Below are 26,867 nucleotides of genomic sequence, written 5' to 3'. Positions count from 1 at the left end.
GGCCGCAGGCCGAGGCCGTGCAGAAGAACCGCCGAACCCGCAACGCGAGCTGTGCTCGTCGCCCGGCAGCGGGCAGATCTGCCGGAAACCGCAGGTAGGAGCTGTGGACCCGTTCCGTCCAGTGAGCGCAGTCGGGACAGGCGGCCCCGGTGGGCGTGCACCGGGCCTCGACGCGTATCGCCTCGCCGTGCGTATCTACGGCCACGACGGCGACGCCGGGGACCGACGGGAACAACAACTCCTGGAGCCGGGACAACACCTCGTTCACGGCCACCGAATGTCGGCCGTGCCACCCACACGAGGAACGATTTCAAGGCGACTTCCGCACCCACCGCAAGAAGATCAACAACTACAACGCGTGTCCGGCTCACGGAACTTGTGCCAGACCCTTGTTTTGGCTCCAGTGCACGGAGTTGTTCTGGCCCCAGCGGCGGGTCGCAGGGGGCGGGTGTTGGAGTGATTCACGCCCCCATAGCACGGTGATTTGGCCCCACTTCGATCGGGTGGTTCCACTGGCCGCGATGGTGCGGCCGGTGATCGTCTTGGGCTTGCGGCCGGCTCGTCGGAGCCGCCAGGATCGGCTGCATGATCAAGGGTGTGATGTTCGACTTCTCCGGGACCCTCTTCCGGATCGAATCGGCCGCACAGTGGCTGCACGCGGTGGCAACGAGGTCTGGTCTGGACGTGCCCGAGGTTGAACTCGACGCGTGCGTCAGCCGGCTGGAAGAGTTCGGGGCTCAGCCCGGAGGGGTTCCTCCGCGCACAGTGCCGCCCCATCTGGAGGCACTGTGGCGGGAGCGCGACCTGACCGCCGAACGACACCGGGCTGCCTTCACAGCCCTTACCCGGGAAGCGAAGCTGCCTGCGGCTGACCTGGCCGAGGCCCTGTATGAACGTTCCCAAGTGTCCGGGGCATGGCTGCCTTATCCCGACACCGAGGAATCCCTTCGCGCCCTGCGCGGGCGAGGCATCCCGGTCGCTGTCGTCAGCAACATCGGCTGGGACATGCGCCCTGTCTTCCGCGACCACGGTGTCGATGACCTCGTGGACGCCTACTTCCTCTCCTTCGAGTGCGGGGTGAAGAAGCCCGATCCCCGGATCTTCCAGATGGCGTGCGACAAGCTCGGCGTGGCGCCCGGCGATGCACTCATGGTGGGAGACGAGCCAGTTGCGGACGTCGGAGCTGCCACGCTGGGGTGCCGGGTCCACCTGGTCGATCCCTTGCCCGTTGCCCAGCGTCCCGGCGCGCTGGCCGAGGTGCTCCAGCTCCTCTGACGTGGCCCGACCGGGGCGACTTTCGGCGCGGTGTTGGGGGCCCGGCGGCGACCGAACACCGTCCGGTCCCGCAAGCTGCGGCCGCATGCACAGGCCCTCCTGACCCTGGCCTGAACTGTCTTGTCATACCGGTGGAGCCGGATCAACTTGGTACGTCAGTGGAGCCCCGAAACACTGGTCGCGCGGGAACCGGGTTACGGCTCAGGTATCCGTCGTCAACGGCAGCACTTCTCGGTGCCGTCGGGGCCGACGTAGCGGGCCCGGTAACGCAGGCCGGTTCCGTGGCGGTCGGTCTTGACCTTGCTCTCTTTGCCGTTGGTTTCGGTTTCGGTCTTGTACCAGCGGTCTTGGATATGGCCAGAGCGGCTGATGGGCCGGCCGGTGGGCCGGAGACATGGTGGCGGGCGTTTATGCCGGAGTATCGGCCAGGTCCGTCACGCACAGATAATCCACAGAAAACGCCCCATTCGGAAGATGTCAGCTAGTCCGATTTATTGATCTACAAGCGTGTTTCCGACTATCAGACCGGTGCTCCGATGCACCCAGGCCAAGCTCCGCATGTGGCCTCGGGGATCACCCGGGACTTAGCAGCAAGGAGCACCCACATGAGTCCTGAACACAGAACGACCTCGCAACTCGGGCCAGCCGGTCACGGCGGCTCCAACAGGGTCCGCAGGCTCGCCGCGATCGCGACGGCGGTTACGGTCGCGGTAGGGACCCCCGCGGTGGCGGCGGCCGCCAGCGTAGCGTCCCAGACTGGCGTGTCATACGCCGTCGATCCCCACTGCGACCACCACAAGCCCAGCCAGCGGGGAGGCGACGACGACTGCGACACCACCCACCCGAAACCCACCGTCACCGTAACGAAGACCGCAACCGCGACCGCAACGGTGACCGCAACTGCGACCGCATGTGGCACCGGTGTCGATTCGACGAAGCCGAACGGCATGGAGCAATTCCTCGCCGCACTCGTCAACGGGGTGCCATTCGCCGGCAGACGCCCCAACACCAACACCACCCCGGACAACCCGAACATCGTCTCGGGCCCGGCCAACGCGGCCGGCTGGACCGACCTCAGCACGATCACCGGATTTCCCACGAATTCCCCGGTCTGCGGCGTCTCGGTCGACGCTCAAGGCAGTGACGCGTTCTACAAGATCATCACTCAGGGCGGCTCGGTCTACACGCTGCATTGCGCGGCCAACGGCACCACGCTCGTATGTCCCGCTCCGGCGCAGGGAACGACGCCTCAGTCTCAGTGGACCGCGGTGACACCCCAGCCCTGATCGGCAGAAGTCGCAACGAGTAACTGCAGGTTCCCCGGAACGAGCGGCCCCTGGCCGGCCGAGCAGCAGGGCAGGGGCCGTCAAGCACGCATTCAGAGGCGCCTGGCCATCTCGGGCCGAATGCGGCCGATGAAGGCTCGGGGACAAGAGCGGGATGCGGCAGCCCTGGCAGTCACCTGGTCAGCCGTCGGCAACAATCAGGGCCTTCCGACCGACATGCCACCGTGCCCCATCTCCCTCTGATGGCGGGCCACCGGGCGCCATCCGGAGCTGATGCACGCGTGCCCCTCGGCGTGCCGGAAGTGACGAGCGCTGACGAGCGCTGACGAGCGCTGACGAGGAACAACAGGGAACCGCGGTCGCGCGCACCAAAGCCCCCAGCTCACCGACACACCGCGTACGCAGCCCACCAAACTGATGCTCCAGGCCGGAGAGAAAACCACGCCTGTCAGCCGCGTGCGGCGACTCACCATCTCTGCTTCTCCGGAGAGTCTGGAAATCCAGACGGCCGTGCCGGAGAGGTGGACCGGACACATGCTGCAGACGCTGAAGTGCCTCGGCACCACCGCTGCTTCGACGGCTGGACCGGTCTTGGTGCTGAAGATGGCGAGCGTCATCGTGATGCCCTGGGAAGCCACCCTGGGCACGGCCGTGCTGACGGCCCTCATGCCGCTGGTTCATGTCGTCCTCCTCGGCGCCCTCGCCTTCCCAGGCGGGGGCGCCAGAGGTATCCCGGCTCTGGATCGAGTCCGGGGCCGTCTGTGGGCCGTCCAAGGCCAGCCGACATCGACCCACAACGACCGAGGACGACAGCCGGAGCCCAGGTCAGGCCCCGCCAGGCCCCGTCAGGCTCCGGCCAGGGAGGCCAGGTACGCCTCTGTCTTCTCCGGCTCGTAGAAGAAGTTCTCGAAGTCCGAGGGGTCGTCGAAGCCGTTGGCGAAGCGGTCGGCGGCCGGCTGGAGCTGGCCGGCCGCGCCGATCAGGTTGAGGATGTGCTCCGGCGGCGGGGCGAGCATCGCGTTCGTCCACTTGGTGACGTGCTGGGCGGTGTCCCAGTAGCGGTCGAAGGTCTGCTGCATCCAGGTCTCGTCGAACTCCTTCTCGCCCTGTTCGAGGATCGAGGCGAGATAGGCGGCGGCGCACTTGGCCGCCGAGTTGGAGCCCTGGCCGGTGATCGGGTCGTTGGCGACGACGACGTCCGCGACGCCCAGCACCAGGCCGCCGCCGGGGAGGCGGCCGACGGGGTTGCGGACGGTGGGTGCGTAGCGGCCGGCCAGTGTGCCGCCGGCGTCGGTCAGTTCGACCTTGGTGGCCCGCGCGTACTCCCAGGGCGTGTACCGCTCCATGAGTTCCAGGGTCAGGGAGAGGTGCTCCGCAGGGTCCTTGACGCCGTTGAAGACGTCCAGCGGGCCGCCGGGTATGCCCTCCCAGAAGAGGATGTCGGCCGGTCCGGAGGTGGTCAGGGTCGGCATGACGAAGAGTTCGCCGACGCCGGGGACCAGGTTGCAGCGGACCGCGTGGAAGTCCGGGTGCTCGGGGCGGGAGCCGAGGCCGTGGACGTAGGCGACGGCGAGGGCGCGCTGCGGCTCCGTGTAGGGGGAGCGGGAGGCGTCCCGGCCGAACATCTGGACGAGCTCGCCCTTGCCCGCCGAGACCAGCACCAGGTCGTAGGTCCGGGCGAAGTAGTCGAGGTCGCCGACCGCCGCGCCGTGGATGACCAGCTGGCCGCCGCGCTGGGCGAAGGTCTCCATCCAGCCGGCCATCTTGACCCGCTGGTCGACCGACTGCGCGTACCCGTCGAGCTTGCCCACCCAGTCGATCGCACGGGCCGCGGGGCCCTCGCCCCAGGAGCCGGGGGCGGCGACCGAGACGCCGAGTCCTTCGATCTTCGGGGCCTGGGACTCCCAGAAGTTCAGCTGGAGATCGCGCTCGTGCTGCAGTGCCGTGTGGAACATGCACTGCGTCGACATGACCCGGCCGGAGCGGATCTCGTCCGCGGTCCGGTTCGACATCAGGGTGACCTCGTAGCCGTGTGACTGGAGGCCGAGGGCGAGCTGGAGGCCGGACTGGCCGGCCCCCACGACGAGTATCTTCCGCATGCGGGTGGTGGCTCCTAACGAAGGTCTACTCGGGGGCTACTCGGGGGTTTCGTCCAGCGCGTGGGCGACCAGGGACAACAGCGTCTCGATCACCGGAACACGACGGCGGGCGTCCATGATCATTACAGGTATGCGCGGCGGGATCGTCAATGCCTCCCGCACGTCCTCGGGTTCGAAGCGCTCGCTGCCGTCGAAGTGGTTGACCGCGACGACGTACGGCAGTCCGCAGCTCTCGAAGTAGTCCAGTGCCGGGAAGCAGTCCTTCAGGCGCCGGGTGTCCGCGAGGACGACGGCCCCGATCGCGCCCCGCACCAGGTCGTCCCACATGAACCAGAACCGCTGCTGGCCCGGCGTGCCGAACAGGTAGAGCACCAGGTCGTCGTCGAGGGTGATGCGGCCGAAGTCCATGGCCACGGTGGTGGTGAGCTTGCCGGGCGTGGCGGTGAGGTCGTCGGTCTCCTCGCTCGCCTCGGTCATCAGCGCCTCGGTCTGCAGGGGCGTGATCTCCGAGACGGCGGTGACCAGGGTGGTCTTGCCGACGCCGAAACCGCCCGCCACGACTATCTTCGTCGCGATGGGGGCCCGGGTGCGGTCCGTCTGCCAGGACCGCACATGCTCCTCCCCGTCGAGGAGCGGGGCGACGCCGGAGGCGTCAGAGACGGCGTAGTCCACTCAGCACCCTTTCGAGCAGAGCGCGGTCAGGGCGGCCGACGCCGTGACCGGTACCGGTTCCGTACACACGGATCTTTCCCTGGTCCGCGAGGTCACTGAGCAGGACCCGGACCACACCGAGCGGCATCTTCAGCAGCGCGGCGATCTCGGCCACCGTGCGCATCCGGCGGCACAGTTCGACGATGGCCCGCATCTCCGGCATCACCCGGGTGTTGAGGGAACCATTCGTCAGTTCCTTGCGCTCCTCGGGGGCCTCCAGCGCGGCTGTGCTGCCGACGAATGTCTCCACGAGGAGGACGTGGCCGAAGCGGGTACGGCCGCCGGTGAGCGAGTAGGGGCGGACGCGGGCGGGCTTGCGGTCGCCGCCGCGTACCGGGAGGTTCTGCCTGCGGTTCTTCGGCGCGTTGCTCACTGGCCGCTCCTCGTCGCGTCTGCCTCCAGGGATTTCCTCAGCTCGGTGCGGAGCTCGGGGGTCAGGACGTGACCGGCGCGGCCGACGAACAGCGCCATGTGGTACGCCACGACGCTCATGTCGCACTCCGCGGAGCCGTGTACGCCGAGCAGCGAGCCGTCGCTGATCGACATCACGAAGAGGCTGCCCTCGTCCATCGCGATCATCGTGTGCTTGACCCCGCCGAAGTCCATCAGCCGGGCGGCGCCGACGGTCAGGCTGCCGATGCCGGAGACGATGGTGGCGAGGTCGGCGGCGGAGCCGCGGGGCCCGGTGCGTTTCTCGTTCCTGGCCTCACGGGCCTCCTCGTTCCGGCCGGGGTCCGAGGAGAGCAGGAGCAGGCCGTCGGAGGAGACCACGGCCACCGACTGGATACCGGGCACCTCCTCGACGAGGTTGCTCAGCAGCCAGTGCAGGTTACGGGCCTCACTGCTCAGTCCGAAGGTACTGGGCGCGGTCAACTGCTTGCCTCCTCGACAGTGCCCCCCGTGGCTTCTTCGGACACGACTGATCCGGGTACGGCTGGTGTGGTGCTCGGCACCTGGTTCTGGCCGGTCTGCTCGGCGATCTCCGCCGCGACGTCCCGGCGGCCGGCGTCGGCGCCGCTGCGGAAGCCGCCGAGCCTGCGGCGCAGGGCGTCGGCGTCGACGCCGGTGCCGCGCTGGCGGGGGGCCGGGGCGGGGGCGGTGATCTTGGGGGTGCGCTTGGGGAGGCCCTTGCTGGTGACCGGGTCCTCGTCGTCGGTGCTGCCGTCGCCGACGGCACCGCCCGTGCGGCCTTCGCCGAAGCCGCCGTTCCCGCCCGCACCCCTCGTGCGGCCTCCGTGGTCGGGTGCGGGTGCCCCCAACGGGGCCCGCTCACCGTCGGCGGCCGCGGACCGCGGCCGCGTGTGCCCCTCACCGTCAGCGGGGTGCGCCTGCTCCCCGACGACGGGGTACGCCTGCTCCCCGGCGGTGGCAGCCGGGTGTGCCCGCTCCCCGGCGGCAGTGGATCGTGTCGGTTCCTCTGCCGTTCCGGGCTCCAGGCCTGTCGGGTCCGGGAGCAGGAGTTCCATCGTCGTCTCGGCGGGAGTCTCCGGCGGGGCCTTCGGGCGGGCCGTCGGTTCGGGGGCCGCTGCCTTCGGCGGGGATGCCTGCTCGTGGGCGGGCTGGTCGTCGGCGGCCCGTACGGCCTGCTCCGCCAGCGTCACCAGGGGGTCGCCGGACTTCGCGCGGCCGTACAGGACGTTGGAGTTGACCTCCGCGTCCGCGCCGGGCAGGGAGAAGCCATGGGCGCCGCCGGAAGCCGTCGTGGCCGACGGGACCGCCGTCGTGGGGGCCGCGGCCAGCAAGGGCTGGGGCAGGACCACCACCGCGGCCACCCCGCCCTGCTTCTGCTCGCGCAGGTGCACCCGCACGCCGTGCCGGTGGGCCAGGCGGGCCACGACGTAGAGGCCGAGGCCGAGACCGTCCTCGCCCTCCTGGTCGTACGGCGACTCGGGGTCGAAGTCGGCGAGGCGGCCGTTGAGGCGGACCAGGCGGTCGGCGGTCATGCCGATGCCCTCGTCCTGCACGGAGAGCATGACCTCGCCGCTCTCCAGCAGCCAGCCGGAGATCTCCACGGGCATGTCGGGCGGGGAGGACGCCGTGGCGTTCTCCATGAGTTCGGCGAGGAGGTGGCTGAGGTCGTCGGCGGCGAAGCCGGCCACGTGCGCGTGCGGGGGCAGGGCCGAGATCCGGACCCGCTCGTAGCGCTCGATCTCGCTGACCGCCGCCCGGACGACGTCCACCAGCGGGATCGGGCCCGCGTGCTGCTGGACGTGCTCGGTACCGGCCAGGACCAGGAGGTTCTCGCTGTGCCGGCGCATGACGGTGGCGAAGTGGTCGAGCTTGAAGAGGGTGGCCAGCCGGTCCGGGTCCTGTTCGCGCTCCTCCAGGCCCTCGATGACGGCGAGCTGCCGCTCGACGAGGCCGAGGGTGCGCAGCGCGAGGTTGACGAAGGTGCCGCCGATGCTGGTGCGCAGCCGCTGCAGCTGGTCGCCGGCATCGGCCAGTTCGGCGCGCAGCTCCTCGCGGGCGTCGGCCATCTTCTGGCGCTGGCCGACCAGGTGCTTGCGGTCGGTCTCCAGGGTGGCGATGCGGTCGTAGAGCTCGACGGCGTGCGCGTGCAGGGCGTTGACGGAGCGGACGACCTGGGCGAACTCGTCGTTGCGGCCCGTGAACGTGATCGGTTCCTCGGTGCGCGGGTCCTCGGCCTCGGCCAGCCGCGCCGAGCCCCGGCGGAGCACCGAGAGGGGGCGGGTGAGGGTGCGGGCCATGGCCGTGGCGATGCCCACCGCCACCAGCATCAGGGCGCCGAGCACCGCGACCCGGATCTCCAGCGCGGTGACGTCGTCGTCACGGAGCCCCGCGAGGTCCTTGGTGCGGTGGGTGTAGAGGGCGGACTCGGCGCCCCGCATCAGGTCGACCCGGGCGGACAGCGCCGTGTCCAGCTTCTTGGTGCCGGTGGCGAGGTCGTCGTCGGAGAGGGTCGGCTGGTCGGTGAGGGCGGCCAGGTACTTGTCCGCGTCGTTGACGTCGTTGCCGGTGACCGTGGAGTCGTACGACTCGACCGCCGCTTTGGGCGCGGTGTCGCGGAAGTCGGCGAGGGCCGCGTCGGCGCGCACCCTGGCCTGCTGGGCGGCGGCGGTGAGCGCGTCGCGCTGCTTCCGGTCGGCATCGGAGGTGGTCTTGCTCGTGGTGGGCAGACCGGTGAGCGGGTCGATCGTGGTCTGGGTGGAGCTGGGGATGTTCAGAGCGGCGAGCAGGAGGCCCCGGACCGCCGCGTACTGCTGGACGGCGGAGTCCAGCTCGGCGAGCGCGTAGGCGCCGGAGCCGGCCCTGGGGGGCGTCTGCTCGGCCAGTTCCTCGGCGAGCCGGTGGAGTTCGGTGATGGTCCGGGAGTACGCCTCGTGCGCCTGGAGGGCCGTGCTCCGGCCGGTGAGCGCGGACCGGCGGACGGCCGCGATGCCGTCGAGGTCGGTGCGCAGCCAGCCCGGGATGTCGGTGTCCGCGCGCAGGTCCTCGACCTGGCGGTCGACCCGGGCGCCGCGGTCCTGCGAGGGCGCCTTGGACTTGGGGCGGCCGGCCGCGACGTAGGAGGTGACCTCGTCGCGCTCGTCGGCGAGCGAGTTGGCCAGCGAGAGCGCGTCCTGGGTGCGCCCGGCGAGGGTCACCAGGTCCTGGGAGTCGCTCAGCTGCCCGGAGGCGGTCAGCACGGCGGGCGCGCCGGCCCCCGCGATCGCCGCGGCGACCACCGCCACGGCCACGATCAGCCGTGTGCGGACATGCTTGCGGCGGCCGGTGCCGACGGGAGCGACGGCGCCCGTTTCGGAGGCCGTCTTCTTGCCTGTGCGCCGAGGCCGCGTCTTCTGCACCGGTGCTCGCATTCCTGAACTCGTGTACCCAAGGGGCCGGGTGGCACCCCGTCATAATCCCCGGCATTTCGGTGCCAAGTGGTGCGTGTACCCGCTACGTGCACCCGTTATGTAGGTCCCCGACCCTCCCAGCGCCGGTGGGCGGCGGTCTCGCATCGCCTGACCCGCCACCCGAAGGAGTGAACATCGGAGGGGAGTTGGCGGGCAAGTTCCGGTGGACCCCGTGGGGGCCTTTTCCGGCTGGCCGGTTGGACGCGGACGACAGGCTTTGACAGGATTCGCCACCACGCCTTCCCGGAGTACGTCATTCCACCCCAAAGCAGGCGGCTGACCTGCGAGACTGCGTGAATTCCCGGACGGTTGCCAGCCTTTGGCGGAGATCGTGAAGGGGTCGTGCAGACTGGCCGAATGCGTACTGAAGTCGTTTCGGAACCCGGCGCCCCCGACCGCCCCAACGAGGACTTCGCCGGTGTCGGACTTCCCGCCTCGGGGCAGGGGGGTTGCGTGATCGTCCTGGACGGGGTCACCCCGCCGAAGGACGGAACCGGCTGTCTGCATTCCGTCCCCTGGTTCACCGCGCGCCTCGGTGGCGCGCTGACCGAACTGACCGTTTCGGCACCAGATCTGACGCTGCGGGAGGTCCTCGAACGGGCGATCCGCCGCACAGCCGACGCACACGGTGACACCTGTGACCTTTCTCACCCGCGCACGCCCCAGGCGACAGTCGTCCTGACCCGCTGGTCCGAGGAGACCGTGGAGTACCTGGTCCTGTCCGACTCCGCGCTGCTCCTGCGCTCCCCCGGTGGCGCCGTCACCCCGGTCCTGGACGACCGGCTCGACCGTGTCCCCCGCTCCTCCCTGGTCACGGACGCGATCGCCGACGCCACGGTCCGCAACAAGGAGGGCGGCTTCTTCACGGCCGCCGCCGACCCCTCGGTCGCGGCCCGCGCGGTCACCGGGACCGTGCCCCGGCACCGGGTCGGCGCGCTCGTCGCCCTCACCGACGGGGCGACCCGCTGGACCGAGAAGTTCCGCGAGGGTGACTGGGCGGCCCTCTTCGACGTCGTACGCAAAGAGGGCGCGCGGGCGCTGGTGGACCGGGTACGGGAGCTGGAGGCGGCCGACCGGGAGAAGCGGGCGTTCCTGCGGCGGAGCAAGACGCACGACGACGCGACGGTGGTGCACGTCGAGTTCTGAGGCCGCCGGCGGGTTCCGAAGCCCCCGGCGGCGGCTACTTCTCCATGACGCCGTTCAGCTGGTGCAGCAGCCGGGCCAGCTCGGCGACCTCCAGCCGGGGCCAGTGGGCGAGCTGGCGGACGTAGCGGCCGCGGCGGGCCTCGCGGACCGTGCCGACCCGGCGCCGGCCCTCGTCGGTGAGCGCGACCAGCCAGGCCCGTCCGTCGGCCGGGTCGGGCTCGCGGGCGATCAGCCCGAGCTCCTCCAGGGCCCGCAGCTGGCGGGACATGGTGGCCTTGCCGACGCCGATGTACCCGGCCAGTTCGGTGGCGCGCTGGCCGCCGCACTCGTCGAGCCGGACCAGCAGGCCGTAGGCGGCGGACTCCAGGTCGGGGTGGACCTCGCGGGCCATCTCCCCCTGGCTGGCCCGGGCGCGCCGCAGCAGCACCGTCAACTCGCGCTCCAGAGCCAGGAATTCCTGGTCCGCACCACTCGGCGTCAACCCGGTGGCGGCGGGCTGTTCGTCGCCCTTTTCGTCCTCGTGCACGTCAGCACCCCTGATCGGTTTCGCAGTCCTGAAAGTTTCCGTCAAACCCCGTCATCACCGCAGCTCGCCAAGTATTTCGCAGGCGTAGACCAACGGCGGCGTCCGGACCCCCTTCCCCGGCTTCTTCTCCGTGCGTAGCGTCTCCACCAGGCAATCGATGGCATGCCCACGCCAGCGGTTGGCGTCGCGCCGTGTGACCTCGCGTCGTGTCGCGCCTCTCCCGCCGACCGTCTCTGGCATATCTGGGACCCCACCTCACCCCACGGAGGCACGTCATGCCCGTGCACAGACCCGCCCCCACTCTCGTCACCGGACTGCTCGCGCTGCTGCTCGCGACGGTCTCCCTGGCCCCGGCCCATGCCGACACGGGCGCCCCCGCCCGCGGTTCGGCGTACATGGGCATGGGCGTGCTGCCCCACGACGGCCAGAGCGGTACCCCCAAGAGCGGCGACGCCACCCAGACCGAGGGCGTCGACGTCTCCGGCCACCAGGGCAACGTCGCCTGGTCGACCCTGCTGAGCAGCGGGGTCAAATGGGCGTACACCAAGGCGACCGAAGGCACGTACTACACGAACCCCTACTTCACCCAGCAGTACAACGGCTCCTACGACGTGGGCATGATCCGCGGCGCGTACCACTTCGCGACCCCGGACACCACGAGCGGCGCCACCCAGGCCAACTACTTCGTCGACCACGGCGGCGGCTGGTCCAAGGACGGCCGGACGCTGCCCGGCGTCCTCGACATCGAGTGGAACCCGTACGGCGCCGCCTGCTACGGCAAGTCCGCCGGCTCGATGGTCAGCTGGATCGCCGACTTCCTGAACACCTACAAGGCGCGCACCGGCCGGGACGCCGTGATCTACACGGCCACCAGCTGGTGGACCGACTGCACCGGCAACTACGGCGGATTCGCCGCCGCCAACCCGCTGTGGATCGCCCGGTACGCCTCGGAGGTGGGCACCCTGCCGGCCGGCTGGTCGTACTACACGGCGTGGCAGTACACGTCGTCCGGTCCGACCGTCGGAGACCACGACAAGTTCAACGGAGCCCTTGACCGGGTTGTCGCACTCGCCAACGGATAGCGCACACCGACCCGGCCGGGGGGCCGAGGGATCGTCCCCCCGGGAAGACACGGCAACGGAGCCCTTGACCGGGTGACCGCACTCGCCGACGGCTGACACCGCACAGGGCGAAGGCCCGGGCCTCCTCGCGGGGACCCGGGCCTTCTTCATCCGGCAGCGTCCGTCACGCCGCTACCGGAACCTCCGGCGTCGCGCCGTTCGTGGCGGGCGCGAGCGCCAGCTCCAGGACCTGGCGGACGTCGGTGACGGCGTGGACGTCGAGCTTGTCCAGCACCTCCGCCGGGACGTCGTCCAGGTCGGCCTCGTTGCGCTTGGGGATGATGACGGTCGTCACCCCGGCGCGCTGGGCGGCGAGCAGCTTCTGCTTCACGCCGCCGATGGGCAGCACCCGGCCGGTCAGCGAGACCTCACCGGTCATCGCCACGTCCGTGCGGACCAGCCGGCCCGACAGGAGGGACGCGAGGGCCGTCGTCATGGTGACGCCGGCGCTCGGGCCGTCCTTCGGGACCGCGCCCGCCGGGAAGTGGATGTGCACGCCCCGCTCCTTCAGGTCGCCGACCGGGAGTTCCAGTTCGGCGCCGTGGGAGCGGAGGAAGGACAGGGCGATCTGCGCGCTCTCCTTCATCACGTCACCCAGCTGACCGGTGAGGGTCAGCCCCGCCGCGCCCGTCTCCGGGTCGGCCAGCGACGCCTCCACGAAGAGGACGTCGCCGCCCGCTCCGGTGACCGCGAGCCCGGTCGCCACACCCGGGACCGCCGTACGGCGCTCGGCCGGGTCCTGGGCGGACTCGGGCACGTGGTGCGGCCGGCCGATCAGGGCGCGCAGGTCCTCGTCCCTGACCGTGAACGGCAGCTCCCGCTGCCCCAGTTCGTGCTGGGCCGCGACCTTGCGCAGCAGCCGGGCGATCGACCGCTCCAGGGTGCGGACGCCCGCCTCCCGGGTGTACTCGCCGGCGAGCTTGCGCAGCGCGCTCTCCTCCAGGACGACCTCGTCCTTGTCGATGCCCGCCCGCTCCAGCTGGCGCGGGAGCAGGTGGTCACGGGCGATGACGACCTTCTCGTCCTCGGTGTAGCCGTCCAGGCGGACCAGCTCCATGCGGTCGAGCAGGGCCTCCGGGATGGCCTCCAGGACGTTGGCGGTGGCCAGGAAGACGACGTCCGACAGGTCGAGTTCGACTTCCAGGTAGTGGTCGCGGAAGGTGTGGTTCTGCGCCGGGTCGAGGACTTCGAGCAGGGCGGCCGCCGGGTCGCCCCGGAAGTCGGACCCCACCTTGTCGATCTCGTCGAGCAGGACGACCGGGTTCATCGAACCGGCCTCCTTGATGGCCCGCACGATCCGGCCGGGCAGCGCACCCACGTACGTCCGCCGGTGACCGCGGATCTCGGCCTCGTCCCGGACACCGCCGAGGGCGACCCGGACGAACTTCCGCCCCATGGCATGGGCGACGGACTCACCGAGCGAGGTCTTGCCGACACCGGGCGGACCGACGAGGGCGAGCACGGCACCGCCGCGGCGCCCGCCGATGACCCCGAGCCCCCGGTCGCTGCGGCGCTTGCGCACCGCCAGGTACTCGGTGATCCGCTCCTTCACGTCCTCCAGGCCGGCGTGCTCCGCGTCCAGGACCGCCTTGGCGCCCTGGATGTCGTACTCGTCCTCGGTGCGCTCGTTCCACGGCAGTTCCAGCACCGTGTCCAGCCAGGTGCGGATCCACGAGCCCTCGGGCGACTGGTCGCTGGACCGCTCCAGCTTGTCGACCTCCTTGAGGGCGGCCTCGCGGACCTTCTCCGGCAGGTCGGCGGCCTCCACGCGGGCGCGGTAGTCGTCGGACTCCTCGCCGTCCTTCGCGGAGTCGCCGTTCAGCTCGCGCAGCTCCTTGCGGACGGCTTCGAGCTGGCGGCGGAGCAGGAACTCGCGCTGCTGCTTGTCGACGCCCTCCTGGACGTCCTTGGCGATGGTCTCGGCCACGTCCTGCTCGGCGAGGTGGTCGCGCAGCTGCTGGGTGGCGAGCTTCAGCCGGGCGACCGGGTCGGCGGTCTCCAGGAGTTCGATCTTCTGCTCGGTGGTCAGGAACGGCGAGTAGCCGGAGTTGTCGGCGAGCGCGGAGACGTCGTCGATGGCCTGCACCCGGTCCACGACCTGCCAGGCGGCGCGCTTGCGCAGCCAGGCGGTGGCGAGGGCCTTGTACTCCTTGACCAGTTCGGTGACATGACCGGGCACCGGATCCGGGACGTTCTCCTCGATGCGGGTGCCCTCCACCCACAGGGCGGCACCCGGGCCGGTGGTGCCGGCGCCGATGCGGACGCGGTAACGGCCGCGGATCAGCGCGCCGGGGTCACCGTCGGCCAGCCGGCCGACCTGCTCCACGGTGCCGAGCACGCCGGTGCTCGGGTAGGTGCCGTCGATACGCGGGACCAGCAGCACCCTGGGCTTGCCGGGCTCGGTACGGGCGGCGGCCTGGGCGGCCTCCACGGCGGCACGTACATCGGGGTCCTTGAGGTCCAGCGGGACCACCATCCCGGGCAGCACGACCTCGCCGTCGAGGGGCAGCACAGGGAGGGTGAGTGATGCGGACGTCGAAGCCATGATCTCCCCTTCGGCATTGAACTTGAGTTATGCCGACTCAATGCACGTGAGCCTCGGAATGTTCCCAGGGGTGCGTTCGCTCTGAGCGATCGTGTGGTGACCTGGCCGTGACGGGCGTCCGACCGGGAGAACAGCCAACGCCTGGACGGGAAAACAGTTGATCCGCACCGGCTCATTCCCCGTACGGTCGGCCGATGACCGACACCGACACCGACGCGGCCCTGCTGGCCGCCTACGACGCCCAGATGCGCGCCGTCCAGCCCGTCCCCGCACCCGGGATCACCTACCAGCACGACGGCCCCGTACTCCGGGTCGTGGGCCAGCACCGCGGTTTCGTGACGGGGCCGCGCGACTGGGGCGGCGTGCGCGGCCCCGAACTGGACGCGCTGATCGCCCGGCAGCGGGACTTCTTCGCGGCGCGCGGCGAGGCGGTGGAGTGGAAGACACGCGGGCACGACGACCCGGCGGACCTCCCCGACCGGCTGCGAGCGGCCGGCTTCGTGCCCGAGCCGCGGGAGACGGTCGTGATCGCCCAGGTCGAGGACCTGGCCGTACCGTTCCCGGCGCTGCCCCCGGAGGTGTCCCTGCGCCGGGTCACCGCCGACGCGGACCTGCGCCGCATAGCCGCGCTGGAGACGGCGGTGTGGGGCGAGGACATGGCGTGGATCGCCGGATACCTGAGGGGCCGGCTCGCCGTCGAGCCCGACGACAACGAGGTGTACGTGGCCGAGGCGGCCGGCCAGGTCGTCTCGGCGGCCTGGGTGGCCTTCCGGCCCGGCACGGACTTCGCCATGCTGCTCGGTGGCTCCACGCTGGCCGAGTGGCGCGGCAAGGGCGTCTACCGCGCGCTGGTGGCCCTGCGGGCGACCCGGGCGGCGGCCAGGAACGCCCCCTATCTCCTCGTGGAGGCCTCGGACGACAGCGCCCCGATCCTGAAACGGCTGGGCTTCAGGGCGGTGACGACGACGACCCCGTACGTATGGACCCCGGCCGGCTGACGGTCGCGGCCCGCGTCAGCACCCCACAGGGGTACGGGGAACTGCGCGACCGGCCACGACGACGGCTCGCCCGGCGGCGCCCGCCTCGCTGGAACCGGCAGGACCAGGAGCCGGTCCACACCTCTGCGACCTGGCCGCCGACCCGTACCAGCTCACCAACCGCCCGCACGGCGCGACCCGGGAGCAGGAGCAGTCCCTCGGTGTCGGCCCGGGGCCTGCTGCCGCTCCTGGTACCAGCGCCGTACCACCGGCCAGAGTGCCGTCCCGATGCCCAGCGAGATCAGATGGCCCCAGTTGGTCATCGGGTCCTCGAAGGCGACGAGGTCCGTGAGGAGGCTGTAGCCGACCAGGGCGAGCAGCGGCCAGCGCAGCCAGGGGGTGAGCAGGCCGGAGAGGGCGCCGATGCTGGCGGCCACGCCGAAGCTGATGCCGTAGTCGAGGCGGTGCAGAGAACTGTCGGGGAGGTGGCCGACCAGGACCGCGAGGCCGACCGGGACCTCGGTGGCGAGGGTGGCCAGCACATGGCCCGCCAGGAAGACGAGGATCGCCCGGGCACCCCCTATCCGCCGTTCCAGCGCGGTCAGGGCGAGCACGAAGGCGAGGGCGTACGGGGAGAGGAGCCCGCCGGCGACCCACAGCGCGCTGGCCAGCAGGACGAAGACCGGTGTGCGCAGGAGGTGGGCGACGTCGGTGCTGGAGTCCTGGTACACCGTGTGCAGGAGGCCAGGGCTCACATAGGTCGCGAAGAGCGAGGTGAGGGCCAGGATCGCCGTGTAGACGAAGGTGACCGGGGCACCGCCGGGGGTGGGCAGCAGCCGCCAGGGACGCACCCGCAGGACAGGGCGGCCGGGGGCCTCCGGATCACGGACCGCACCGGAGCCACGCTGCCGAGGCACACCGTCCAGCAGGACGGCGACCTCCGCGACGGGGAGCGGCCCCGCCGACGCACCCGGAAGAGGCCCCGGCGAGTCACCCGGCATGAGCTCGGACGCGGGAGCCGGCAGGCGTCCCGCCGAAGCGGACGCGAGCGCCCCCGCCGACGCAGCCGGAAGGGCGCCCGGCGAAGTCGCCGGACAGGGCTGCGGTGTGGGCGTCGACGCAGCCCCAACGGTCCGTTCCACGGTGAGGCGCTCCTTCCGTTTCACCTCACCAGCCTTCGCCGTCCCCCGAGTCGCTGTCTATGACCGAGGCCACGCGGGGAGCGATTCACAGGATTTTCCGAAGAACTGCGAGGGGTCGGGAGGAACCATATGAGCCGCCCGAGGCCACCGGAGGGCGCGAAGCGCCGGGTGGCCCCTCGAACGAGTGACACCCCTGCGACCGTCCGACACCGATAATTCGCGTGGCCGAAAAGCCCTGTTGGGGCAGGATGGCCGGCATGGCCAACCTCGCGGACACGACCGGCGCGACTTCTCTGGACGACAGCTCCCCCGTGGTCCTGGACCGGCGCGAGGGGCCGTACGGCGAAGTGGTCCTGCGCCGGCACGGCGGGCTGCTGCAGATCATCGCCAACGGCTGCTTCCTGATGGACACCTCCGACGGCCGCTCGGAGCGGCTGCTCGTGGACGCCGCCCGGGACGCCCTGGACCGACGGGCGGAGCCGGCCGTGCTGATCGGCGGCCTCGGCGTCGGGTTCTCCCTCGCGCACGCCGCGCGCGATCCCCGCTGGGGACGGATCACGGTCGTGGAGCGGGAGCCGGCGGTCGTCGACTGGCATCGGGACGGCCCGCTGTCCTTCCTGTCCGCGGACGCGTTCGCCGACCCGCGCACGGCGATCGTCGAAGACGATCTCGTCGCGTACGTCAATGAGACTTCCGCCACATTCGACGCCCTGTGCCTCGACGTCGACAACGGGCCCGGCTGGACCGTCGACGAGGACAACGAGGGCCTCTACTCACCGGCCGGACTCGCAAGCTGCGCAAGGGTGTTGAGGCCGGGCGGGGTACTCGCCGTATGGTCCGCGCAGCCCTCTTCCGAATTCGAGGAATCCTTGTGGAATGCCGGGTTCAAACAGGTGCGTACCGAAGAGATCCCGGTTGCCCGGGGCGTTCCGGACGTCGTTCACCTTGCCGTCCGCCCTGGATAGCGAGTGCGCCGCCTGTCCCCGTAATGTGCATCCCTGACGCGGATCATTCAAGCGTCAATCGCAGTCATGGGATCACCCCACTGGTTCCGGAAAGCACACAGGGGCGGGCGATGGAGCAGACACACACCTCCCAAAACGGCACGGCGACGGCTACTCCGGGCGCCCAGCGCCGGGTTCTGGTCGTCGAGGACGACGCCACGATCGTCGACGCCATCGCGGCCCGCCTGCGCGCCGAGGGATTTCTCGTGCAAACGGCGGGCGACGGGCCGGCCGCCGTCGACACCGCCGAGGCCTGGCAGCCCGATCTGCTGATCCTCGACATCATGCTGCCCGGCTTCGACGGTCTGGAGGTCTGCCGTCGTGTGCAGGCCCAGCGGCCGGTGCCGGTGCTGATGCTCACCGCGCGCGACGACGAGACCGACATGCTGGTCGGCCTCGGGGTCGGCGCCGACGACTACATGACCAAGCCGTTCTCCATGCGGGAGCTGGCGGCCCGGGTGCACGTCCTGCTGCGCCGGGTGGAGCGGGCGGCCGTCGCGGCCTCCACGCCCCGGTCCGGCATCCTGCGCCTCGGCGAGCTGGAGATCGACCACGCACAGCGCCGGGTGCGGGTGCGCAGCGAGGACGTGCACCTCACGCCGACCGAGTTCGACCTGCTGGTGTGCCTGGCCAACACCCCGCGCGCGGTGCTCTCCCGTGAGCAGCTGCTCGCCGAGGTGTGGGACTGGGCGGACGCCTCGGGCACCCGGACCGTCGACAGCCACATCAAGGCGCTGCGCCGGAAGATCGGCGCCGAGCGGATCCGCACGGTGCACGGTGTGGGCTACGCGCTGGAGACACCGACGCCATGAGCGCCGGGCCGGCCGGACCGAGAGGCCCCGGGGAGGAGCCCTGGGGTGCCGTACGCCCGTTCTCGATCAAGACCAAGCTCGGCGCGCTGGTCGTCGTCTCGGTCCTGATCACCACGGGTCTGTCGATGATCGCGGTGCACACCAAGACGGAGCTGCGCTTCATCACGGTCTTCTCGATGATCGCCACACTGCTGATAACGCAGTTCGTGGCCCATTCGCTCACCGCGCCGCTGGACGACATGAACGCGGTGGCCCGGTCCATCTCGCAGGGTGACTACACCCGCCGGGTGCGCGAGAACCGCCGGGACGAGCTGGGCGACCTGGCCGAGACGATCAACGTCATGGCCGACGAGCTGGAGGCCCAGGACCGCCAGCGCAAGGAGCTGGTGGCGAACGTCTCGCACGAGCTGCGCACGCCCATCGCGGGCCTGCGGGCCGTCCTGGAGAACGTCGTCGACGGCATCGCCGAGCCGGACACCGAGACCATGCGCACGGCCCTGAAGCAGACCGAGCGGCTCGGACGGCTCGTGGAGACCCTCCTTGACCTCTCCCGCCTCGACAACGGCGTCGTACCGCTGCGGCAGCGCCGCTTCGAGGTGTGGCCGTACCTCTCGGGCGTGCTCAAGGAGGCCAACATGGTCGCCGGGGCGCGCGGCCTCGCCTCGAACTCCGGCAGCCACACCCGTACGGACGTCCATCTGCACCTGGACGTCTCCCCGCCGGAGCTGACCGCGCACGCCGACCCGGAGCGCATCCACCAGGTCGTCGCGAACCTCATCGACAACGCGGTCAAGCACAGCCCGCCGCACGGCCGGGTGACCCTGAAGGCGCGGCGCGGCCAGCAGCCGGAGTCACTGGAGCTGGAGGTCCTGGACGAGGGACCCGGCATTCCGCGCTCGGAGTGGCACCGCGTCTTCGAGCGCTTCAACCGGGGAGCCGTACGACGGCCGCACGGGCCCGGCAGCGACGGCGGTACGGGGCTGGGGCTGGCGATCGCCCGGTGGGCGGTGGATCTGCACGGCGGCCGGATCGGCGTGGCCGAATCCGACCGGGGCTGCAGGATTATCGTCACCCTGCCGGGGCTTTGATCCGTGCCAAGTTGACGTAAAGTTCAATCCGGAGCCTCAAGATCCACCTGTGGTCCACCGGTCGGTCACGCCTGACGGGGCAGCCGGACACGTGTGATCAGGTGCGGCCTCCGCGCACGTCGCGACGGGGGCCGGAGTGAGGTGATCACCGGCGTGGCGGAGCCATGTCCGGTTGAGTCCTCTCAGAGCGGAACCACGCTTGTTTCCCGCCATTTCAAGCCCCGAAACACGCTTTCCGGTGTGACTTACACGACGATGAACCGGCCCGACCTGACCTTCACGGTCTTGGAGGCGTAGCCTTTATTCCCGCTGTCCATCACCTTGTGAAGCGGAAGAGGGCGGTTGCCGCCGTGTCGCCACAGTCCCCCAGTAACTCGAGCATCTCGACCGACGCAGACCAAGCGGGCAAGAATCCCGCAGCCGCGTTCGGACCGAACGAGTGGCTCGTCGACGAGATCTATCAGCAGTACCTCCAGGACCCGAATTCGGTAGACCGAGCCTGGTGGGACTTCTTCGCCGACTACAAGCCGGGAGCGCCCGCCGCCTCGGCTCCGGCGGGTACCGCGGCCGCGGGGGCCGCGGGCACCACGACGCCCGCGCAGCCGCAGGCGCAGCAGGCCGCGGCTCCGGCCGCGCCGGCGCCCACCACGCCCGCGCCCGCCGCTCAGGCGCCCGCGGCGCCCGCCCCGGCTGCTCCGGCCGCCCCGGCCACGCCCAAGGCCGCAGCGCCTGCTCCGGCGCCCGCGAAGCCCGCCGCCGCTCCGGCTCCGGCCGCGGCGAAGCCGGCCGCCGCTGCCGCCAAGGCCGCGCCCGCCGCCGCGGCGCCCGAGGGTCCCGAGCTGGTCACCCTGCGTGGCCCGGCCGCGGCCGTCGCGAAGAACATGAACGCCTCGCTGGAGCTGCCGACGGCCACCTCGGTCCGCGCCGTCCCGGTGAAGCTGCTGTTCGACAACCGGATCGTCATCAACAACCACCTGAAGCGCGCCCGGGGCGGGAAGATCTCCTTCACGCACCTGATCGGCTTCGCGATGGTGCAGGCCATCAAGGCCATGCCGTCGATGAACTGGCACTACGCGGAGAAGGACGGGAAGCCCACCCTCGTCAAGCCCGCGCACGTCAACTTCGGCCTGGCCATCGACCTGGTGAAGCCCAACGGCGACCGCCAGCTCGTCGTGGCCGGCATCAAGAAGGCCGAGACGCTGAACTTCTTCGAGTTCTGGCAGGCCTACGAGGACATCGTCCGCCGCGCCCGCGACGGCAAGCTGACGATGGACGACTTCTCCGGTGTCACGGTCTCCCTGACCAACCCCGGCGGCCTCGGCACGGTCCACTCGGTACCGCGTCTGATGCCCGGCCAGTCGGTCATCATGGGCGTCGGCTCCATGGACTACCCGGCGGAGTTCCAGGGCACCAGCCAGGACACCCTGAACAAGCTCGGCATCTCGAAGGTCATGACGCTCACGTCGACCTACGACCACCGGGTCATCCAGGGCGCCGCCTCCGGCGAGTTCCTGCGCGTCGTCGCCAACTACCTCCTCGGCGAGAACGGCTTCTACGACGACATCTTCGAGGCGCTGCGCATCCCCTACGAGCCGGTCCGCTGGCTCAAGGACATCGACGCCTCGCACGACGACGACGTCACCAAGGCCGCCCGCGTCTTCGAGCTGATCCACTCCTACCGGGTCCGCGGCCACGTCATGGCCGACACCGACCCGCTGGAGTACAAGCAGCGCAAGCACCCCGACCTGGACATCGTCGAGCACGGCCTCACCCTGTGGGACCTGGAGCGCGACTTCGCCGTCGGCGGCTTCGCCGGCAAGTCGATGATGAAGCTCCGCGACATCCTCGGCGTGCTGCGCGACTCGTACTGCCGCACCACCGGCATCGAGTTCATGCACATCCAGGACCCCAAGCAGCGCAAGTGGATCCAGGACCGCGTGGAGCGCCCGCACTCCAAGATGGAGCGCGAGGAGCAGCTGCGGATCCTGCGCCGCCTGAACGCCGCGGAGGCCTTCGAGACCTTCCTGCAGACGAAGTACGTCGGCCAGAAGCGCTTCTCCCTGGAGGGCGGCGAGTCCGTCATCCCGCTGCTCGACGCGGTGCTGGACTCGGCCGCCGAGTCCCGCCTGGACGAGATCATCATCGGCATGGCCCACCGCGGCCGGCTGAACGTGCTCGCCAACATCGTCGGCAAGTCGTACGCGCAGATCTTCCGCGAGTTCGAGGGCAACCTCGACCCGAAGTCGATGCACGGCTCCGGCGACGTCAAGTACCACCTGGGCGCCAACGGCACCTTCACCGGCCTGGACGGCGAGCAGATCAAGGTCTCGCTGGCCGCCAACCCGTCCCACCTGGAGACGGTCGACCCGATCATCGAGGGCATCGCCCGCGCCAAGCAGGACGTCATCAACAAGGGCGGCACGGACTTCACGGTGCTGCCGGTGGCGATCCACGGCGACGCGGCCTTCGCGGGCCAGGGCGTGGTGGCCGAGACCCTGAACATGTCGCAGCTGCGGGGCTACCGCACCGGCGGCACGGTCCACGTCGTCATCAACAACCAGGTCGGCTTCACCGCGGCCCCCGAGTCCTCGCGCTCCTCCATGTACGCGACGGACGTGGCCCGGATGATCGAGGCCCCGATCTTCCACGTGAACGGCGACGACCCGGAGGCCGTGGTCCGCGTGGCCCGCCTGGCCTTCGAGTTCCGTCAGGCGTTCAACAAGGACGTGGTGATCGACCTCATCTGCTACCGCCGCCGCGGGCACAACGAGTCGGACAACCCGGCCTTCACCCAGCCGCTGATGTACGACCTGATCGACAAGAAGCGCTCGGTGCGCAAGCTCTACACCGAGTCCCTGATCGGTCGCGGCGACATCACCCTGGAGGAGGCCGAGCAGGCCCTGCAGGACTACCAGGGCCAGCTGGAGAAGGTCTTCACGGAGGTCCGCGAGGCCACCGCGCAGCCCGCCGCCGTGGACGTCCAGGAGCCGCTGGACGGCTTCCCGGTCGCCGTCCCGACGGCCATCTCCACGGAGGTCCTCAAGCGGATCGCCGAGTCCCAGGTCAACATCCCGGACTACTTCACCGTCCACCCGCGTCTGCTGCCGCAGCTGCAGCGCCGGGCGGCGATGATCGAGGACGGCACGATCGACTGGGGCATGGGCGAGACCCTCGCCATCGGCTCGCTGCTGATGGAGGGCACCCCGGTCCGGCTCTCCGGCCAGGACTCCCAGCGCGGCACCTTCGGCCAGCGCCACGCGGTCCTGATCGACCGCGAGACGGGCGCCGACTACACCCCGCTGCTGTACCTGTCCGAGGACCAGGCCCGCTACAACGTCTACAACTCGCTGCTCTCCGAATACGCGGTGATGGGCTTCGAGTACGGCTACTCGCTCACCCGTCCGGACGCGCTGGTGATGTGGGAGGCCCAGTTCGGCGACTTCGCCAACGGCGCCCAGTCGGTCATCGACGAGTACATCTCGGCGGCCGAGCAGAAGTGGGGCCAGACCTCCGGCGTCACGCTGCTGCTCCCGCACGGCTACGAGGGCCAGGGCCCGGACCACTCCTCGGCCCGGATCGAGCGCTACCTCCAGCTGTGCGCGCAGAACAACATGACGGTCGCGATGCCGACCCTCCCGTCGAACTACTTCCACCTCCTGCGGTGGCAGGTGCACAACCCGCACCACAAGCCGCTGGTCGTCTTCACCCCGAAGTCGATGCTGCGTCTCAAGGCGGCGGCCTCGAAGGCGGAGGAGTTCACGAGCGGGCAGTTCCGCCCGGTCATCGGCGACGCGTCGGTCGAGGCCAACGCGGTCCGCAAGGTCGTCTTCTGCACCGGCAAGGTCTACTACGACCTGGAGGCCGAGCGGCAGAAGCGCGGTGTCACGGACACGGCGATCATCCGGGTCGAGCGCCTGTACCCGCTGCCGGGTGCGGAGCTCCAGGCGGAGGTCAACAAGTACCCGAACGCCGAGAAGTACCTGTGGGCCCAGGAAGAGCCGGCGAACCAGGGCGCCTGGCCGTTCATCGCCCTCAACCTGATCGACCACCTGGACCTGGCGGTCGGCGCGGACGTCCCGGCCGGCGAACGCCTGCGCCGCATCTCCCGCCCGCACAGCTCCTCCCCGGCCGTCGGTTCCGCCAAGCGGCACCAGGCGGAGCAGGAGCAGCTGGTGCGCGAGGTGTTCGAGGCGTAAGCCTCAGGATCAGCACACCGAAGGGCCCGGTCCCCGTCACGGGGGCCGGGCCCTTCGGCGTGTGGGTCGCGTCAGCTCGCCTGGGGTTCGAAGTCCCAGTACGGACGGTTGCGGGCGCGGGCCGAGATGGTGTGGACGTGCTGCTTGCCCAGGGTCGCCTCCAGGTCGGACAGGGCCTCCTGTTCGACCTTTTCGGCCTGCTGGCGGGAGCGCAGTCCGCGCAGGTCGGCCGCGTAGGCGACGCGGGCGGACAGGGTGAGGGGGTGGGTGCGGCCGAGGGTCTCGGTGGCACGGGCGATGGTGATCCTGCTGAGTTCGGCCGCGGACTCCGTCTCACCGATCAGGTTGCGCAGGGCGGCGGCGTTGATGGCGCAGCCGAGGGTGTGGGGGTGGTTCTCGCCCACGGCCTCGGTCATGTCGGCGAGCGCCTGCTCGATCAGGACGTGCGCGTGTTCGCGCTCGCCGACGTTGCGCAGCACCAGGGCCTGGTTGGCGCGGGCGCCGATGATGAACGGGTGTCCCTCCGGCAGCAGTTGCTCGTACCGGGCGAGGATGGACTCGCTGGTCTCGCGAGCCAGGTCGATGTCGCCGTGCTCACGGTTGTAGCAGCTGTGGCTGACGGCGGCGGAGAGAGTCAGGAGGTCCCGGTCGCCGAGCTTGCGTTCGAAGCCCTCCAGCACCTTCGTGAGCAGCTTCCCGGCCGCCACGCGGTCCCCGCCGCGCAACTGGCAGAGCGCCAGGTTGTGCTCGGCGCGCAGGGTGTCCTGGTTGGTCTCGCCCGCGACGAGCCGGTACTCGCGTACGTTCTTGGCCTGGATGGACTCGGCTTCCGCGTAGCGGCCCAGCAGCCTGAGGCCGATCGAGTACGTCGCCTCGGAGAAGAGGGTCCACAGGTGCCGGCTCGTCAGCACGAGTCGGCGTTGCTCCAGTGTCCGCTGGGCGATGTCCAGCGATTCCTGGTAGCGGCCCATCAGCCTCAGTGTGAAGCCCCAGTTGTTCAGCGCGTTGAGGGTACGTGAGTCCTGCTCGCCCAGAAGTTCCCGGTACATGGGATACAGCTGTTCGTCCAGCGCGAGGGCCTCTTCGTAGCGACCAAGAGCGCGTACGTCGGCGGCCAGCCCCATGAGCACGCGCAGGTAGTCGAGATCGCGTTCGCCGCGCTCCTGGCGCAGCCGGTCGGCCGCCGCCCGTTCGATGGCCTCCGTCTCCTCCAGCCGTCCTGCCGCGCGCAGCAGGTTGGCGTAGTGGTAGGTCACGTCCCAGATGCGCGGATGCGATTCGCCCAGCAGTTCGCGCCAGGTGTTCAGCGCCCGTCGGCCGAGTTTCCAGCCCGTCGTGTACTCGCCCGCGAAGTACATGTAGCGCAGGCAGTTGAGGACCAGGGTCTGTACCCTGCGGTCCTTGCTGTTGAGGACGTCGGCGTACTTCAGGTGCGGCACGAGCTCCGCGTACGCCTCCCAGTTGCGGGTGTCGGTCGGGCGGCCGGGGTCGGCCTCGGCCAGCGCCCGCCGCACCACGTCGATGAACTCCCGCCGGTCCTCTTCCGGCATGTCCTTGCCGACGACCTGGTGGACCATCCGGTGCAGGTAGACCGACTCACCGGGCGACGGAGCCTCGTCCGCGCCGATCTCGTGGGACTCCAGCCGGACCACGGAGTACTGCCGCAGCTGGTTGATCGCCTTGTTCCAGAGCAGCGGATCGTCCAGCAGTCCGGTGATCTGTTCGGGCAGGTCGTCGTGGGACATCTCCCGCAGCATGCGCACGGGGATGAAGCCCGGTGCGAAGAACGTGCACAGGCGGAGCAGATCGACGGACTCCGGGACCGTGTCGCGCAGTTTGTTCAGCAGTATCGACCACGCCGTCTGGAAGGCCACCGGGAAGTCGGCGGACACCCGTACGACGTCCTGGTCGACGCCGCCCTCCAGCAGTGCGATGTAGTCGTCGACGGACAGGTCGGAGTCGTTGAGCCAGCCGGCCGTCTGATCGAGCAGCAGGGGCAGGTCCTCGAGGGCGTCGGCGAGCTGGTCGGCCTCCGGCTCCGTCAGCCGGGGTGCCCTGCGCCGGATGAAGGCGACCGACTCGTCACGGTCGTAGACGCGTACTTCGAGCAGTTTGCTGTTGTGCTCGCTCCACTCGGTGTTCCGGGAGGTGATGAGCACATGCCCGGAGCCGGTCGGGACCAGGTCCCAGATCTGGTCGGGTTCGTCGGCGCCGTCCAGGATCAGCAGCCAGCGGGAGAAGGGGTTGCCCCGGCGGAGGGAGTCACGGACCGCGCGGAGGCGTTCGCCGTACTCGTCGCCCGTCGACAGACCGAGCTTCGGGGCGAGTTCGGCAAGCAGGCGGCGGTAGGTGGCCCTGTTCTCCGCGTTGACCCACCACACCACGTCGTACTCGGAGCCGAAGCGGTACACGTACTCGGCCGCGAGCTGGGTCTTGCCCACCCCGGACATGCCGTGCAGCGTCAGCACACCGGCGCCCGGTTCGCTGCCCTGCAACAGGTGGTACGCGTCGTTCAGCAGCGGCTCGCGGCCCGTGAAGCGCGTGTTGCGGCGAGGCACCCCGCCCCATACCTCCGGCATCGCGGCCGGGAAGCGCGGGCCGCGGGCACCGTCCACCGCCGGGCGGCCGTCGGTGGGCAGGTCCAGCCGGTCCAGCAGACGGCGCTCAGCCTCGTCGGAGCCCATGTTGGTCAGGTCGACCGGGGCCAGCACGGCGATGGCCGAGGGTACCGGTGTGCTGGTGACGGAGACCGCGGCGAACTTGGCGGGGTCGGGCGCTACGACCTCGCGCAGCGCCTCGTTCCACTCCTCGAAGGTCCGTGGGCCGAGTTGGAAGTACCACTCACTGACCAAGATCAGAATCCGGCCCTCGGCCAGGGAGAGTCCGCGCAGGAGGTCCACCAGCGTCTCCTCCGCCGGGGCGTCCCAGCGCACGTAGACGACTCTGATCCCCTGCCGCTCCAGCCTGTCCCCGATCCACGCCGCCCAGGCCCGGTTGAATCCGGCGAAGCTGATCGTGACGGTCTGCCTCGCGGCCCCCCTTTCGGTCAACCTGACCGGCGTACGAGTTTCAGACATGCGAC

19 protein-coding genes and 1 pseudogene are annotated in these 26,867 nt (G+C 70.3%); 9 read left to right on the top strand and 11 right to left on the bottom strand.

What is annotated here, in order from left to right; genetic code table 11:
- A partial coding sequence (locus tag ACZ5K7_RS37415; protein ID WP_468920948.1) for a transposase family protein occupies positions 1-268 on the bottom strand: 268 nt, incomplete at its 3' end.
- 317 nt (positions 269-585) lie between these two features.
- Here ACZ5K7_RS37415 and ACZ5K7_RS37410 point away from each other — a divergent pair.
- Positions 586-1,275 (top strand): HAD family hydrolase, encoded by a 690-nt coding sequence (locus ACZ5K7_RS37410; RefSeq protein ID WP_468920945.1) that lies wholly within the window; start codon positions 586-588, stop codon positions 1,273-1,275.
- 227 nt (positions 1,276-1,502) lie between these two features.
- On the opposite strand, the pseudogene ACZ5K7_RS37405 reads toward ACZ5K7_RS37410, so the two are convergent.
- Positions 1,503-1,646 (bottom strand): annotated as a pseudogene (locus ACZ5K7_RS37405) (site-specific integrase); the annotation flags it as partial.
- A 234-nt stretch (positions 1,647-1,880) separates the two neighbouring features.
- Between ACZ5K7_RS37405 and ACZ5K7_RS37400 the strand changes: the two are divergent.
- A complete protein-coding gene (locus ACZ5K7_RS37400; RefSeq protein WP_468920943.1) occupies positions 1,881-2,561 on the top strand; it encodes a hypothetical protein in 681 nt (226 codons plus the stop codon).
- A gap of 845 nt (positions 2,562-3,406) precedes the next feature.
- Here the strand turns inward: ACZ5K7_RS37400 and ACZ5K7_RS37395 are convergent.
- Genes ACZ5K7_RS37395 through ACZ5K7_RS37375 form a run of 5 tightly spaced genes read right to left on the bottom strand, consistent with a single transcriptional unit; the run spans position 3,407 to position 9,177 of the window.
- Positions 3,407-4,660 (bottom strand): styrene monooxygenase/indole monooxygenase family protein, encoded by a 1,254-nt coding sequence (locus tag ACZ5K7_RS37395; RefSeq protein ID WP_468920940.1) that lies wholly within the window; start codon positions 4,658-4,660, stop codon positions 3,407-3,409.
- 36 nt (positions 4,661-4,696) lie between these two features.
- Entirely contained in the window at positions 4,697-5,332 is a 636-nt protein-coding gene (locus ACZ5K7_RS37390; RefSeq protein WP_351705127.1) for a GTP-binding protein, read from the bottom strand.
- The gene (locus ACZ5K7_RS37385; RefSeq protein WP_351705124.1) at positions 5,313-5,744 is read right to left on the bottom strand and encodes a DUF742 domain-containing protein; all 432 of its coding nucleotides are present in this window, start codon (positions 5,742-5,744) and stop codon (positions 5,313-5,315) included. The genes ACZ5K7_RS37390 and ACZ5K7_RS37385 overlap by 20 nt, the downstream gene beginning before the upstream one ends.
- On the bottom strand, positions 5,741-6,244 hold the full coding sequence (locus ACZ5K7_RS37380) for a roadblock/LC7 domain-containing protein (protein ID WP_351705122.1): 504 nt from the start codon (positions 6,242-6,244) through the stop codon (positions 5,741-5,743). Before ACZ5K7_RS37380 ends, ACZ5K7_RS37385 begins: the two co-directional genes overlap by 4 nt.
- Positions 6,241-9,177 (bottom strand): nitrate- and nitrite sensing domain-containing protein, encoded by a 2,937-nt coding sequence (locus ACZ5K7_RS37375; protein ID WP_468920936.1) that lies wholly within the window; start codon positions 9,175-9,177, stop codon positions 6,241-6,243. The genes ACZ5K7_RS37380 and ACZ5K7_RS37375 overlap by 4 nt, the downstream gene beginning before the upstream one ends.
- 408 nt (positions 9,178-9,585) lie before the next feature.
- Here ACZ5K7_RS37375 and ACZ5K7_RS37370 point away from each other — a divergent pair, with 408 nt between their 5' ends.
- The gene (locus tag ACZ5K7_RS37370) at positions 9,586-10,374 is read left to right on the top strand and encodes a hypothetical protein (protein ID WP_468920934.1); all 789 of its coding nucleotides are present in this window, start codon (positions 9,586-9,588) and stop codon (positions 10,372-10,374) included.
- Positions 10,375-10,408: 34 nt separating this feature from the next.
- On the opposite strand, the gene ACZ5K7_RS37365 is transcribed toward ACZ5K7_RS37370, so the two are convergent.
- Complete coding sequence (locus ACZ5K7_RS37365; protein WP_351705114.1) at positions 10,409-10,900, bottom strand: MarR family winged helix-turn-helix transcriptional regulator; 492 nt, start codon at positions 10,898-10,900, stop codon at positions 10,409-10,411.
- A gap of 275 nt (positions 10,901-11,175) precedes the next feature.
- On the opposite strand from ACZ5K7_RS37365, the gene ACZ5K7_RS37360 reads away from it, so the two are divergent.
- On the top strand, positions 11,176-11,982 hold the full coding sequence (locus tag ACZ5K7_RS37360; RefSeq protein ID WP_351705111.1) for a lysozyme: 807 nt from the start codon (positions 11,176-11,178) through the stop codon (positions 11,980-11,982).
- 163 nt (positions 11,983-12,145) lie between these two features.
- Here the strand turns inward: ACZ5K7_RS37360 and lon are convergent, their stop codons facing one another.
- Positions 12,146-14,566 (bottom strand): endopeptidase La, encoded by a 2,421-nt coding sequence (gene lon, locus ACZ5K7_RS37355; protein ID WP_351705108.1) that lies wholly within the window; start codon positions 14,564-14,566, stop codon positions 12,146-12,148.
- A gap of 194 nt (positions 14,567-14,760) precedes the next feature.
- Between lon and ACZ5K7_RS37350 the strand changes: the two genes are divergently transcribed.
- Positions 14,761-15,564: a GNAT family N-acetyltransferase gene (locus ACZ5K7_RS37350; RefSeq protein ID WP_468920929.1), complete on the top strand. Its 804-nt coding sequence runs from the start codon at positions 14,761-14,763 to the stop codon at positions 15,562-15,564.
- A 152-nt stretch (positions 15,565-15,716) separates the two neighbouring features.
- Here the strand turns inward: ACZ5K7_RS37350 and ACZ5K7_RS37345 are convergent, their stop codons facing one another.
- Positions 15,717-16,544, bottom strand: a complete 828-nt coding sequence (locus ACZ5K7_RS37345) for a rhomboid-like protein (protein ID WP_468920926.1) — start codon at positions 16,542-16,544, stop codon at positions 15,717-15,719.
- A gap of 398 nt (positions 16,545-16,942) precedes the next feature.
- On the opposite strand from ACZ5K7_RS37345, the gene ACZ5K7_RS37340 reads away from it, so the two are divergent.
- The 4 genes from ACZ5K7_RS37340 to ACZ5K7_RS37325 all read left to right on the top strand — a co-directional run bounded on the left by ACZ5K7_RS37340 (position 16,943) and on the right by ACZ5K7_RS37325 (position 23,785).
- Positions 16,943-17,650, top strand: coding sequence for a spermine/spermidine synthase domain-containing protein (locus tag ACZ5K7_RS37340; RefSeq protein WP_351705099.1), 708 nt, complete (start codon positions 16,943-16,945; stop codon positions 17,648-17,650).
- A 110-nt stretch (positions 17,651-17,760) separates the two neighbouring features.
- A complete protein-coding gene (locus ACZ5K7_RS37335; protein WP_351705096.1) occupies positions 17,761-18,501 on the top strand; it encodes a response regulator transcription factor in 741 nt (246 codons plus the stop codon).
- Positions 18,498-19,589 (top strand): HAMP domain-containing sensor histidine kinase, encoded by a 1,092-nt coding sequence (locus tag ACZ5K7_RS37330; protein ID WP_351705093.1) that lies wholly within the window; start codon positions 18,498-18,500, stop codon positions 19,587-19,589. The genes ACZ5K7_RS37335 and ACZ5K7_RS37330 overlap by 4 nt, the downstream gene beginning before the upstream one ends.
- 350 nt (positions 19,590-19,939) lie before the next feature.
- On the top strand, positions 19,940-23,785 hold the full coding sequence (locus tag ACZ5K7_RS37325; RefSeq protein ID WP_351705090.1) for a multifunctional oxoglutarate decarboxylase/oxoglutarate dehydrogenase thiamine pyrophosphate-binding subunit/dihydrolipoyllysine-residue succinyltransferase subunit: 3,846 nt from the start codon (positions 19,940-19,942) through the stop codon (positions 23,783-23,785).
- A 71-nt stretch (positions 23,786-23,856) separates the two neighbouring features.
- On the opposite strand, the gene fxsT is transcribed toward ACZ5K7_RS37325, so the two are convergent.
- Positions 23,857-26,862: an FxSxx-COOH system tetratricopeptide repeat protein gene (gene fxsT / locus ACZ5K7_RS37320; protein WP_351705087.1), complete on the bottom strand. Its 3,006-nt coding sequence runs from the start codon at positions 26,860-26,862 to the stop codon at positions 23,857-23,859.
- Between the last annotated feature and the right edge of the window lie 5 nt (positions 26,863-26,867).

The sequence above is a fragment of the Streptomyces sp. NPDC031497 genome, assembly GCF_055580905.1.
Note: the sequence above shows the minus strand (reverse complement) of the source record. Positions and strands in the feature narration are given on the sequence as shown.